Source organism: Prolixibacter sp. NT017 (genome assembly GCF_009617875.1).
Lineage (GTDB): Bacteria > Bacteroidota > Bacteroidia > Bacteroidales > Prolixibacteraceae > Prolixibacter.
In genome coordinates, this window is the sequence record NZ_BLAV01000001.1 from 3,348,642 (window position 1) to 3,363,171 (window position 14,530).

Annotated in this window: 7 protein-coding genes; all 7 read right to left on the reverse strand. The window is 44.7% G+C overall.

The window, feature by feature from the left end; genetic code table 11:
* Window positions 1-16: 16 nt before the first annotated feature.
* The 7 genes from GJU87_RS13900 to GJU87_RS13930 all read right to left on the reverse strand — a co-directional run bounded on the left by GJU87_RS13900 (window position 17) and on the right by GJU87_RS13930 (window position 14,397).
* The gene (locus tag GJU87_RS13900) at window positions 17-1,036 is read right to left on the reverse strand and encodes an arabinan endo-1,5-alpha-L-arabinosidase (protein WP_153640066.1); all 1,020 of its coding nucleotides are present in this window, start codon (window positions 1,034-1,036) and stop codon (window positions 17-19) included.
* Between the two features lie 9 nt (window positions 1,037-1,045).
* Window positions 1,046-2,656, reverse strand: a complete 1,611-nt coding sequence (locus tag GJU87_RS13905; RefSeq protein WP_153640067.1) for an arabinan endo-1,5-alpha-L-arabinosidase — start codon at window positions 2,654-2,656, stop codon at window positions 1,046-1,048.
* Between the two features lie 81 nt (window positions 2,657-2,737).
* A complete protein-coding gene (locus GJU87_RS13910; RefSeq protein ID WP_153640068.1) occupies window positions 2,738-4,492 on the reverse strand; it encodes a RagB/SusD family nutrient uptake outer membrane protein in 1,755 nt (584 codons plus the stop codon).
* 30 nt (window positions 4,493-4,522) lie between these two features.
* Window positions 4,523-7,732, reverse strand: a complete 3,210-nt coding sequence (locus tag GJU87_RS13915; RefSeq protein ID WP_153640069.1) for a TonB-dependent receptor — start codon at window positions 7,730-7,732, stop codon at window positions 4,523-4,525.
* A gap of 25 nt (window positions 7,733-7,757) precedes the next feature.
* Window positions 7,758-9,491 (reverse strand): hypothetical protein, encoded by a 1,734-nt coding sequence (locus GJU87_RS13920; RefSeq protein ID WP_153640070.1) that lies wholly within the window; start codon window positions 9,489-9,491, stop codon window positions 7,758-7,760.
* 74 nt (window positions 9,492-9,565) lie between these two features.
* The gene (locus GJU87_RS13925; RefSeq protein ID WP_153640071.1) at window positions 9,566-9,703 is read right to left on the reverse strand and encodes a hypothetical protein; all 138 of its coding nucleotides are present in this window, start codon (window positions 9,701-9,703) and stop codon (window positions 9,566-9,568) included.
* A 332-nt stretch (window positions 9,704-10,035) separates the two neighbouring features.
* Window positions 10,036-14,397 carry a hybrid sensor histidine kinase/response regulator transcription factor gene (locus GJU87_RS13930; protein ID WP_153640072.1) on the reverse strand — a complete coding sequence of 1,454 codons (4,362 nt, stop codon included), beginning with the start codon at window positions 14,395-14,397 and terminating at the stop codon, window positions 10,036-10,038.
* Window positions 14,398-14,530 lie beyond the last annotated feature (133 nt).

The window sequence follows — 14,530 nt, forward strand, 5'->3', positions numbered from 1 at the left end:
AGAAACACGTTTATTTTCAAAGTTTCACTTCGGGCCAGCCTTTATCGCTCCAGGTAATTTTCCGGATGAGCAGTTTAGGCCTTCCTCCGTCATTACCATCATACCCATGAAAAACCAGGTAATCGACTCTATCGAAATGCACTACTGCATTATGGCCTACACCATGCCAGCGCTGATTTCCTGCCAGCACAATACTGCCTCCACCTCTGGCCATCGGCTTTCCACTTTCATCGACATATGGCCCGGTTAATTTCTTCGCTCGCCCTACAATCATTTTGTAAGTACTGTTCACTCCTTTGCAGCAATAATCGATGGACGCAAACAAGTAGTAATATCCATCCCGTTTGAATATGAAAGGAGCTTCAATGGCATTGCCTCCTGCGTCTTTCGGATTATCGTCAACAGCAGGTGGATTCGGAGCATTCGGGTCTGTTTTTCGCGAAGCAATGGTCGGAATATTCGCCAGGTCGTCATCAACTGACATGGCATCTTTACTCAGCTTCACCAGTTTTATTCCGTCCCAGAACGAACCGAAAACCAGGTAAGGTTGCCCATGACTATCGAGCGCCATGTTGGGATCAATCGCATTCCAGTTTGTTTTCCCTGGATAGGACTGAATCACTTTCCCGTGATCCACCCATTTGAATTCCGGATCGGTCGGATCCAATGTCTTATTGGTTGCCAGCCCAATGCACGATGTGTTTTTGCCAAATGATGACACCGAATAATACAGGTAATACTGACCATTATAGAATGAAATATCCGGAGCCCAGATATGACCTTTAAAACCGGGGACAGCCTTCACAGCCCACTCGGGTGCTTTGGCAAAAACCGGATCTTCCTTCTTCCAGTTCTTCATATCGGTTGAAGAATAAACCGTTATCCCCCATCCGGTGCAAAAGATATAGAAGGTATTGTTTTCACGAATCATTACCGGATCGTGCACAATGGTATTTTGAGCCAGAAGCGGCCCGAAAATAAGTACAAAGGCTGCAGTGAACAGCCCACTTTTCAATATTTTCAGCATTGGCTTCATACTTTGGTTTTATGATTGACTTTTCTTTCCCCAGACAGACCGCCCACTTCCGTTTAAGCCTGTGAACACAATGGTTGGAACACGTGGTGATGCCTCCCAATCGAGCTCACGAACAACGTTCAATTTCAAGGAGCCAACAGTCAGAATTCCTGTAGTTGAATTATACGACCATGTTCCGGTTACCGCACCGGTTGCTTTGTGATCCGAGCTCAACGTCATGGCTGATGAGGTTTGCTGCTTTTTGTAATGGTAATTTAAGGTGATAACCTCCCAGCTACCAGTCAGGTCGCTTTCCGCAATAGCATCCTGTGGAACTGCCGCGTAACGCTCGGGTAATACAGCCGGCCAGCCATCCTCTGTCCATTCAATTTTCCGGACATGCCCCATCATGATAGCGTTGCTGTATGCATTGCCATTGGTATTTGCGGGAAGTCGGGCCTGCGAACAATAATACCATTGATTGTTGGTTTCGTCTTTAAATACACAGCAATGCGAAAATCCGACCCAACCGGAGTGATTATTAAATTTATAAGGATGTGTAATTATCGGGAAGCAATCGCTTCCGCTGGCTGTCGACCCGTCATAGGAATAATAAGGTCCTGTAATACTTCTGGCCCGGCAGACTCTGGTGTTATATGCCACCGACAATTCATCGTAAGCCAGGAACAAATAGTAATAGCCGGTTTCAGCATTATACATGATTTCCGGCCCCTCTGAGGCTTGCCATCTTGAACCATTTGTGCGGGTGTATATTTGGGTACCCCAGGTTGATTCATCGTTGATATCGAATTTGTGTAAAGGAAGACCAGTATCAGGGTTTAATTGAATGGCAACAATACCACTATGCCAGGAGCCGTAAATCAACCAGTTTTCACCTTCCGGTGTCACAATCATGCTCGGATCAATGGCATTGTATTTAAAGTAAGCGCTCCAGTCGTTCAAACTGCTTCGCGACCAATCTGTACCTCTGTCCGATACAGAACAGACAACCATTCCGTGATCTACCCACTGGTTACTTGACAAATCCGATGTTTCCATCATGCCTATAAAAGCCTTTTCAGTCCAGGAACCGTCAAAATTATCTGCAGTATTTACTTTACCTGTTTTAATATAGTTATCGACCACAACACTGTAGTACATGCGGTACTTGTTACCAACTTTGCGAATAACCGGCGCCCAGAATCCATACCTGGGCGAATCGATGGGACTCAGGCCAACACGCGCCCGCATATTGTTCAGGGTGTCTTTCACCCAGGCCGGCTCGGTCGACATAGCCATTCCAATAAAATCCCAATGGACCAAATCTTTGGAACGACGTGCCAGAAAGTGACCATGACCTACATGCGCGTTACCGTACGATGCATCGGTGGAATACATGTAATAGTATGTTCCATCGAAAACCACACTCGGGTCGTGCACATTTGCCAGGTTCCATTGAGAACGGTCACTCCACGAAGCTATCGCAGAATAGTCGTCCCCGTAAGTTGGTGCGGTGTAATCTGTCGTCGTGCCAGGCTCCTTCGTTTTGATGCCTGTAGGTGCTATTTCGTCTTTTGTACACCCTGCAAGTGACACGGCAATTATGCTGACAGATAAAATGAGTAAATACTTTAGTTTCACGGATCATGAATTTATGTTAGAAACTCCCTTATCGACAAAAAATACGTCGATAAGGAAGTCTCTAATTTTAGAGTATGATTCCTACTTTACAACTGGATGAACGCTCCATTTTGCTAAGAAAGCAGGTCCATTATCTTCGTTCTTGTTTGCCGAGTTACCTACAAGGTTCGGGTTGGCATCAAGAGTAGATTGATAAATTGGGAAATATTCATGTCCCTTGTTGTAATATTGGAACGATGAAGCGCTGGCGGTTTCAGCGGTAAGCTCATCAGTATTGGCTGTGCCATCGAGCTTATAATAACCGTGTTGAATCAACTGATTCATCCGACCAGCATCGTAGAAAAATCCCCAACGAAGCAAGTCGATACCACGTCCGTTTTCACAACCAAATTCTTTAGGACGCTCAACGTTGGCTATTTGCTCGAAAAGAGCATCAGCAGTCGGGAAGTCCGCAAGTTGAAGATCAGGAAGAGCAACGCGTTCCCGTACCTGGTTAATGTAATCGATAGCCGTTTGAGTTGGGCCATTGATTTCATTTTCGCATTCTGCTGCACGCAGTAAAACATCGCTGTAACGCATCAGGCGCAAGTTGATACCATTATGCAAACCGGTAGTAACAGAACTGATAATGTTGGCTCTTGCATAGGTCCACTTAGCGATTGATATACCTCCCTGAGCAGTGTTCGATACCGGAGTTTCGGTGATGTCTGTTTGATAAACAGTGTTGGTACGAGGATCTCCATTAGGATAAGCGGCAGTTTTCACACCGGTATCGCTGTTGTATTCATCTTCGTATGTAACCAAAGTCCAGTATAAACGAGGATCGAGACGACCATCGGTACATTTCTCTTTTTTGAACAGGTTATACAACCAGGGTGAGCCGGCCAGGTCACCCCAGCTACCGAATACCTGAGAAGCATAGTTACTTTCTACAGCATTCCCCTGAGTTGCTTCCGAGCTAATATTTACCGGAGTCCACTCTTCGTCGGTACCGCCTGTACCATAGTCCATATATTGAACTTCGAAGAGGCTCTCTGCATTATTTTCGTATGCCGGACCTTCTCTGAAGTTGTCACCATAGTCGGCCATCAGGTGATAACTTCCGTACTTACCGGCGATGATGTCTTTCAACACCGTATAAGCCTCAGCATATTTATGACGGAACATCAGTACACGAGCCAAATATCCGGCAGCAGAACCGCAAGTCGCACGACCTTTGGCCCATTCGCCACCATCATCCCGTGAAGGCAAGATTTCCATGGCCGTTTTGAGGTCAGTCTCGATCTGGTCAAACACCTCGTCTTGCGTATTGTTGGAGGCATACATGGTATTGATGTCAGAATATGAAGCATAGTCTGTAATCAATGGAACCGTCTGGTAATAGGTAGCCAGTTCATAATATGCCAACGACCGGAGGAAGAGTGCCTGTCCTTTTATTTGATTATAAGCATCCTGGGACATGTCAACATTATCGACTTTCGACAAAACAAAGTTGGTGCGGTTGACTACGTGGTAGTTGTCACGCCATGGCCACAAGTTACCGATCTCGTCCGTAGCCGTTGCATTGAGGTTATCGTACGCCAAATACCACTGTTGAGATGAGTTCCAGACTTCGTCTCCACGTACAGCATCCAAAGTATAGCCAACGCGGGCAAATGTACCTTCGAGGCGAATACGGTTGTAGCACGCGATGATGGCCTCCTGAAGATCTGATTCTGTATTACCAAAATCGTAGGTTGTCTGATTGTTCGGGTTCACAACATTGAGTTTGTCATTGCAGGATGACATACCTACAATAAGCGCCAACGTTGCTAGTATTATAGTTAATCTTTTCATATCGATATCCTATTTATTTAGATTACATTTTTAGAATGAGAAGTGTACTCCGGCCATTATGGTTCGTGGTGTTGGATACGAAGCATAGTTGTAACCAGGAGTGAATGTACCTCCTGCGAAGTCTACGTTGTAACCTTTGTATTTAGACAGTGTGGCCAAATTCTGACCCGATACGTACACGCGAACGCCGTTAACATAACCTCCGAACCATCTGTCAGGAAGGTTATATCCCAACTGAACGTTGCCAATCTTCAGATAGGATGCGTCTTGAATGAAACGCTGACTGAACATATCGTTGGTGATTGATCCCGTCGATTTGTATGCGACGCGAGGCACATTGGTGTTTGTGTTATCCGGTGTCCAGGCATTCAACAGATCAACGCTCTTATTGAGTGCGCCATAGGAACTGTGCAATGTGAGGTCAACAAAATCTACTGCTTTGAATTTCAAAGCTCCGAATGTCGATACACTCAGGTCAAAACCTTTCCATGCAACACGTGCATTCAGACCGTAATTAACCTTAGGTAAGCCACTTCCCAGGAATGTTTGGTCATCGGCGGTAATTTCACCATCGTTGTTGAGGTCGGCATACGCAATATCACCCGGTTGTGCTCCGTTCTGATTGACGTGGTCACCTTTCGAGTTAACACGATTATCTATCTGGTCCTGCGACTGATATATACCCTGAGAAACGTAACCATAGAATGAGCCTACTTCACGACCTACCTCTGTGCGGCAGTAGCCATCGGTACGAGGTTCGTCAGAAACACCCAACTTTGTTACCTCGTTCTTGAGGGTAGATACGTTTGCAGAAATGTCATACTTAACAGCATGTTGATGGTTGTGATAAGCCAGCAGGAACTCAAGACCTGAATTGACCATCGTTGCAGCATTCATCGTTACTGTGGTGTTGGTAGCACCTGCACTGCTAGGTACCGCTACACTGTAAAGAAGGTCTTCTGATGTTGCCTTGTACCAGTCGAAAGTAAACTCCAACTTATTGTTGAACATACCGAGGTCGAGGCCAACGTCAACAGTTTTCTTCTTTTCCCAATGGATGGCTGTGTTTACATAGTTCGAGATTGCTGATCCGGTAACCTTATTATTACCAAAACTATAGGTGTAGTTACCTCTCGACATCACATCCATGTATTGGTATTCACCGATGTTCTCATTACCAAGTTCACCATAGCTACCGCGAACCTTAAGTAGGTTGATAATCGATTTGGGTACAGGGAAGAAGTTTTCACGCTCAATACGCCAACCTCCCGATACAGATGGGAACCAACCCCAACGGTCCGTTGCAGAAAGACGACTTGAACCATCACGACGTGCTGTTACCGAAAGAAGGTATTTCTGATCGAAATTGTAGTTGATACGACCGATATACGATGCCAATACGTGTTCTGTCTCATGACTGGTTGATGACGTCGTAGCCGCATTGTTTACTTGCAGGAAGTACGGTTCCGGCAAGTTAACACCTTTGCCTGTGAGCGTGTGAAAAAGCTCGTGCTCGAATGTTTGACCCACAACTACATTGACGTGATTGCGGCCGAATTTACCATCGTAAGTCACCGTGTTTTCGATCAGTGCATCACTATAGTTACGATAACCCTCTGACAGATTTTCGTTACTCTTTGCCAGATAGTTTGTTGTACTCTGTATAAATGCAGGCACAAATGTCAAATCCTTGGCAATGGTTTTGCTATACGACAGGTTCAGGTTGTAATTTAACTTGTGGTTGCTGCTCTGGAGGCCAATCATGTTGATCAGGTCAACATTGGCTGACCCTGAAGCCACAATGCGATCAACTTTTGTGTTCCTCTTTAGCAGATTATTTTCGAGCAGAACGTTCGTTACACGCAGGTCTCCATGAACGTCATCGTAGTAAGTACCATAACCGTAAGAATCGTAATGGTATTCTGTTGCAGCGGGAAGTTTGTCATCAAGAACCCAGGTAGATGGATCATAAGCCTTGATGGTTGGAGGCAAAAGCAACACCGAAGCCATCACAGGATATTGTGCACCATATAACCCTTGCACATACTCGTTAGCATTGCTGAGCGCCATATTATCCTGATCGCTGTGGCTATATACTACGTGCGTTTGGATTTTGACAAACTTCGTATCCATGGTATTGTTGATACGGGCCGTATAACGGTTGAAGTTAGGACCTGCACCTTCCATGGTTCCTTGCTGACCATAGTAGTCGAGTGCAATATTATACGTATTGTTTTCGCCACCTCCCGAGAGGTTAACGTTGTGATCCTGACGAATACCTGTTTTAAACGCCGCATCGAACCAATCAGTGTTCACTTTTGGCGTACCATCGGCGTTATACAAAGATTTTGGACTTGTAGGATCGTATCCTGCAGGCACATCCATACCGCTGTTATTATATGCCATGGTGACATATTGGCCATATTGTTTGGCATTCATCACATCATACACACCTTTCTGCACCTGGTCAAATCCATAGTAGCCGCTGTAGTCTATCTTCATGGGCTGGTTCTTCTTACCTTGCTTTGTGGTGATGATAACCACGCCGTTGGCAGCACGCGAACCGTAAATTGCGGCAGCAGAAGCATCCTTCAGTACCTGAACACTTGCGATGTCGTTCGGCGAGAAATCACGGATGGATGTTCCCATCGGTACCCCATCGACCACGTAAAGCGGTGCCGTGCTACCGAACGAACCTACACCACGAATACGTACGGTAGGATCAGCTCCCGGTTGTCCGTCGGATGTAATTTGAACACCGGCAACTTTACCTTCGAGCATGGTTGAGATGTTTGAGTGGGATGTCTTCTTCATCTCGTCAGTGTTGACAACGGCAACTGAACCGGTGAGGTCAACCTTTTTCTGTGTACCGTAACCGATTACCACCACTTGGTCGAGTTTTTGTAAATCCGAAACCAATGTGATGTTACCGAGTTCCGTTTTTCCTCCAACGGCTACGTCCATACTTTTGTATCCGATAAAAGATATTTGTAGCGTAGCATCTGAAGAGACAGGAAGAGAGAAGTTGCCATCAATATCGGTAACCGTACCCTGGGTAGTGCCCTTTACGGCAATAGTAGCACCGGGAATAGGTTGTCCTTTTTCGTCAACAATTTTACCTTTTACTGTTATATTGTCTGGCTGAGTCATTGACATCTGGCCGGCATTGCCGTTACCATCTGCATAGGTTGCCGGTGCGAGCGCAAGCAATCCCGCCAGTATTAAAAATAAATATTTCATAGTATAAGTATTGTTATCTTATTGATTATTGAACAATTACAAGGTAATCCCCCTCTGTTACGAGTGCGCAGCTCAAATCAGCACTGTCGACTGTAATACCTGCATACTTTTGGAAATGCGTTTCGCCCGTAGCGTAAGTAACATTATAAAGTACATCAGCTGTATTGTCACCATTGTTTGTAACCGTGATGACTACCTTAGAGCCACTTATGCTTGATGCAAAAATGTCCCAATTCCAGTCCGAGGTCTTAACAAGATTGGTATCCCAGCCGGCTTGGCCCCATCCAAAGTTGTCCATGCGAACCACAGCATTAGTAGCATCAGCAGCATTAGTGTCAGTATTCAAATTGCCAGCTTTACCAAGAGTCACGCTAGGGCTGTGCCAATTTGAAGCATTGTCGGAGTAACAATACATTGTATATGTTTTACTCGAACCTGATGCGACGACTGCGGTATCCCCGTAAGTTGGCCATGGTGTCGAGAAGTCAGTAGCACCGATTTGACTTAGACCTTTTACAAGAGTCAACGGGCAAGTTGTAGTAACTGTGTCGGTTGCACCATAATAAGATATGACAGCGGACTGAGAACCGTCGGCAGCTGGTATCTTACTAAAATGAAGAGATGAGTTTGGTATAACACCTGTTGTATTATCTGAATATGTACCTGTTACTTCAAGACCTTGCGTATTGAATATGATGGAGTCGCTGTTGAAGTAATAGTATGTGGATATGTTTGGCTGGGTAGTAACCGCCAGACTTGCAACAGGCATTTTCACCTCTATATTGTAGTAGGTTGATACAGCCTGGGTATATGCACCTTGTTTGGTTTTGTTATAAGACACAATAACCGTCTTTTGACCAAGCGTAGTCAGATCAGGAATGACGTTGAATGTTAAATCTGTCGTATCAACTTCGGTAGAAGATCCGTCAGCAAAATAAACCGTTGCTGTTGCGTTGCCCCAGATGTCTGTATTGCCCAATTCAGTAAATGCAGGAGTTCCTTTAACAACAAGAGAGTCCGGATTAACGTCTTCTACTGTCGTTATTTTAGAAGGTAACAAGTATGCCTTTCTAATGAGGAAATGGCTGTTATCGCAGATTAAGTAAGCCACGATATCATCAGTGGCAGAAACCGGTTGTTGATAGGTTTCGACCAGCGTTGTACCATTTGTTCCAACGGCAGTAGCCGTTACGAATGCATTGCCGGTAACCGAGTGATCAATATCGATTGAAACAGTAGCACCGTCCATCGTTTGGCGGAAGTCGTCCCAAATATCGCCGTTACCGTTGGTATCGGGATAGTTCTGGGAAATCATGTTTAAGTCGAAATCACTGTTACCCCAGCCATAGGCATCAGAACGGAGAACAAAGTATTCTGAGTAGTCTGCGTTGTCATCAGTACTATGAGCTGCTAAATTGGCAACACATAGGTTCCAGTTGTTCCAGTTGTTTGCCTCGGAACCGTGATTAACAAACTCCAAATGCAAGAGCTTGTTTGCCGGAACGGTAAAGTAATCAGAGAATGCAGTATGCCATGCGGAACTGTTGTCTTCAGCTCCTACTATCGCTGTAGTGATAGTAAGGTAAGTCGTGTCACCTGTATCCATACTTGCTTTTGCAGCTGCAATTGAGTCGATCCTGCTCTGCAGGTCGGCGGGGGCACCAATTGAATAAGTATCCAACTTCTGGCACCCGGCAAAGCCAAATGCTGCCAAAACTGATACGAACAAAACGCACCTCATCAGTTTAGTTGTTTTCATAGATTTAAATTTGATTGAATTCATCCTGTTTTATATTTATATCGGTTCGTTTGTGTCGTAACCAACACGATGATTTAGTTTCCTGAAATAGCGAATTTTCCAACCGTCAACGTCAGCAGACAGTTGGTCGTACTGCCTTTTCTCATTTGCATGGATGAGTTGATGGAATTACCAGCTCCATCATTGGCGATGGTTCGGTCTGCGGCATTCAATCATGCTCAATCAACAGATTCATATTCCAGACAGTCTCTTAAGGGAGTTACTGCCGATCTGACGATCAATGTATGTTCTTATTGGGATTGGTTGTGCCACAAGCGGACATGCCTGTAGCCGAAATAGCAGACCTGCAGAAGCAAAAAGCAGGTGCGTAACAACAGCTTTCAGTTTCATCATAGGATTGGTTTGAATCGTTTAATTAAGTAGGGTAAAAATAGATTAAGGAAGTGTGCTTAATGAGGACGAAAGGATATTTGAAGTGGACAAAACAGGAATTCATTCGTACACTTCTAAACGAACAAACACAAACAATATGTAAATCAAACACTTATTTTTTGGCTTGAAATTCTGAGGGACTCATCCCATAGAATTTTCGAAAGATGCGGCTGAAGTATTTGGGATCGTTAAATCCAACCCGAAAAGCAATATCTGAGATCGGTTCGTTACTTTGCCGCATCATTTCCACCGCTTTTTTCAGTTTGTAGGAATTGATGAAATCGGTAATATTCTGATCGGTCAGCGCCTTGAGTTTTTTGTACAACAGACTTCGACTAACGAACATTTCGCCGGCAAACTGTGCTGCTGAAAACTCCGGCTCGGTATACTTCTTTTCTAAAACATCGTAAGCCCTGTTCAGGAATTCTTTATCTAATGGATTGCTGGCTATTTCAGTCACGGTAGCTTCATACGTTATACCGAACATTTTCTTCAGTTTCCTGCGACCTTCTATCAGGTTTTTCATTCGGGCCTGTAAAACCTGCAGATTAAAAGGTTTTGGTATGTAATCATCTGCTCCGGTCTCCAAGCCTTCAACCAGGTTTTCAACCATTGTCTTAGCCGTCAACAATATCACCGGAATGTGACTCGTTTGAATTTCCTTTTTCAAACGACTGCACAACTCGATACCATCCATAACCGGCATCATAACATCACTGATGATTAATTCCGGCGAATATTTTTTTGCCAGTGCGAACCCTTCTTCTCCGTTTCCGGCTCCGATGACCCGATATTCATTTCTCAACGTTTGAGTAAGGAACGTGCGCAAATCAAAATTGTCTTCCACAATCAGAACCAATGGCTTCGATTTGGCTTCTTCATCTTCCTCCGCCTCGTCCGTTTCTTCCTCAACAGCATCATAGTTTATGTTCTGAGCCAGTACATCCACTTTTCCCTGCAAATTCACCTCCATCGGAACAGCTGTTTGATCCAGCTCCTTCTCCTCAAACCGATCTTCCGTGTAGGGTAATAATACTTCGAAACTGGTTCCTTTTCCTTTTTCGCTTTCCACTTTAATTTCGCCGTGAAGGGCCTGGACCAATTCGAACGTCAATGCCAACCCGATTCCGGAACTTTTCAGATTGGCATCTTTCTCTTCGCCAACTTTATAAAAACGTTCAAAGATATATGGTAGGTGCTCTTTGTCAATTCCTTTTCCCGTATCAATCACCTTGATACTAACATACGGAACCGGAAAATCACCGGTCGTTTTTTCCTGCACAAAACTGACCTGCATTTTGATGTTTCCTTTGGGCGGAGTGTTTTTAAAGGCATTCGAAAGCAGATTGTACAAAATGTTCTCCAGCTTTTCTCCATCGAACCAGGTCTCTGCGGGAGCCTTTTTAGCATCGAACACATAATCCACTTGCTGATGCTGGGCCAAATCCTGGAAAGACTCAAATATCTGGAATAAAAATTCGTGTAGATTTCCCTTACTTACCCGGAGATCCATCTTACCCGACTCTATTCGCCGGAAATAGATAAGCTGATTGATGAGATGCAGCAAGCGTTGGGCATTCCGGTTAACAATTTTCAGGGTATGCAACGTTTTCTTATCCCCTTTCAGGGTCTTCATCAACTCCTCAACTGGATCGATTATTAAAGTCAACGGCGTTCTGAATTCGTGCGATATATTGGTAAAAAAACGTAGCCGGAGCTGATTGACCAGTTTCACCTTCTCGTTCAACGCGATCAATTCGTCACGCTGTTGCCCGATTTTTTTGTTCTGTTTTTCCAGTGCCTGCTTCTGTCCCTCAATCAGTTTCTGCCGTTCACCCAATTCCTGATTAATATGTCGCAGGTTGTCCGCCTGATGACGAAGGGTTTCTTTCTGTTCCTCAATTTTCTCGGTCCGCTCTTTCACCTGAAGCTCGAGTTTCCGCTTTTGTTCTTTGAGGAAACGGGTGCGATAGCGTATGTACGCCATCACCATGAAAATCACAAATACAATGAACAACACTCGGAACCAGGCCGTATCGTAAAAAGGAGGATGAACGATGATTTTCAGTTCTGCCGGTTTATCGGACCAAATGCCATCGCTATTGGTTGCCTTGACCTTGAACGTGTAAACACCTCCCGACAAATTGGTGTAGTTCGCAAACCGACGGGTAGCCGGCACCTCCACCCAATCCTGATCGACACCTTCCATTTTGTAGGCATATTTTATCTTTTCAGGAAGGAAATAATCGAGCGCGGAAAACTCAATGGAGAAGACCGCGTCTTTGTATGACAGCTCCACCTGTTTTGTTTCCGAGATTGACTTCTTCAGAATAATGTTCGAGTGGTATTTTTGCCCAATCTTAACCGGCGTGTTGAACACCGAGAAATTTGTAAAAGTTGGGGTGGTCGATTCTCGGTATAATTCAATATCCGCCGCGTTGAAATAATTCAATCCGGCAATGCCGCCAAAATACAGATTGCCCTGGGCATCTGCGTCGGAAGCAGACCAATAGAACTGGTCGCTCAACAATCCATCCTTTACAAAAAAGTTCTGGAATTCATCCGTATTCGGATTGAACTTCGACAACCCTTTATCGGTACTAATCCACAGGTTTCCCTGAAGATCCTCTTCAATGGCATAAGCCACGTTGTTGCAAAGTCCGTTCTTTTCGTTAAAATGAACAAAGTGCCCTTTTCCGTTCCCCTCATCGATATACTTACAGATGCCATCGCCGTAGGTTCCAATCCAGATGGTTCCATTCCTAGCTTCATGCAACGAAATCACATAATTCCCCGGAAGGGAAAGAGAGTCACCCGGTTCATTAAAGTAAACCTGGTAACGGATGGAATCGAGTTGAGCAATGTTATCCAGCTGACTGGTATCTATCCGGTAAAGTCCGTTTCGTGTGCCAATCCAAAGGCGCTTATGGTGGTCCACCAGAATGCAACCAACCTGCAACGGTTCCGTTAGGTTCATCTTGTCGTGGACATGGGCAAATACGTCATTGTTTAGGTTGAGAATATCCAATCCGCCCAGTGTTCCCAGCAGCAGTCTGTTCTGGTCCAGTTCGGTAATCGATGAAATGAAATCGGAACATATGCTCTGTGAATTGGTATCATTGTGACGGAACGTTTGAAATTTCCCTTGACTCAACGAGACCAACCGGTTCAAACCGCCTCCCCAGGTTCCCATCCATAGCTGGTGCCGACTGTTCCGGAAAATGGAAGTGACAAAATTACTTCCAATCGATCCCGGATCGTTTACATCAAACTCGAAGCGTTCAACCTTCTTTCCGTTATCCGTTATCCGGTTCAGTCCACCTCCTGCAGTTCCTACCCACAACACATTCTTTTCCTTCAATATCGAATTGATGGTATTGTGACTTAAACTGTTAGGGTTGGCAGGATCATTTATCATCGAATGAAAAGGCTTCTGATAAACATTGTAATAGTTTACCCCACCCTTATCGGTGCCAATCCAAACGTCGCCTTCATCATCCGTTAAAATACTGTTTACAAAGGGGTTATTCAGGTTCTCATTCTTCTCGGCATTTCCACTCAAGTGGGCAAATGTATGAGTAGCAGGCTCAAAATAATTCAACCCGCCGAGCGTTCCGACGATAATATTGCCCAGTTTGTCTTCCTCGATAGCAGTAACCCTGAGGTGATTCAGGTCCGTCGGATTGTTCACCTGGTCGGAATAGTAATAATCACGATCTTCCGAAGCATCGTATTCATACAATCCAATGTCGCTTCCCAGCCAAATATTATCATTCGAATCGACGAAAACACTGGAGATACTCACTCCCTGAACAGCATTCCTGATTTGCTTGTATTTTCGGGAATCTTGCAATGTTTTCAAATTGATCACGGCCAGCCCTTCGCTCGTGCCTATCAGGGCAATATCATGGTAGATGTTGATCTCATTGGTATGACGATTGGGCAATAAACCATTGTCCAGCTGGTGCGCTGTTGTATCGGTAGCCGAAAAGCGGATATACCAAACACCGTGGCTTGCCGTTGCCACCCAAAGACGATTCTGCTGGTCGAGCGCCAGGTGACTTATGGAATAATTGCTAAAAGTAGATGCGATGTTATGGGGCGTGTAAAACTGGTCATGACTGAAAAGATAATGTGCAAGGCCATTCCGGGTTCCCACCCAAATATCTCCCTTTTCATCTTCGCAGAGGGACTGGACAAAGTTATCGGGCAAGCCAGTCGGCTCTGATTCCTTCCGGTAGGTTTTAAAACTGTACCCATCGTATCGGCACAGTCCATTCCATGTACCGAACCACATAAATCCCCGCTTGTCTTTCAGAATGTAATCGACGGTATTTTGAGGCAACCCATCGTTGGCTGTTAAAAACTGAAATTTATAGTCAACGTTCTGTGCCGCCACAATTTTTCCACCATCAAACAGAAGCAGAATGAAAAGCAGACCAAGTGACCATATCGTCGGTTTCCTTGTAATCATCTGTTGTCAAATATAACACAAAGCCCCCTACCTTTTCACCGGAAGGCCTTTCTCATCGAGCCTGTTTTTAAATATAAAAACTACAATCCGATTACAAGTGTATTTTTGACACCTTTTATTATCTTCGTTGATT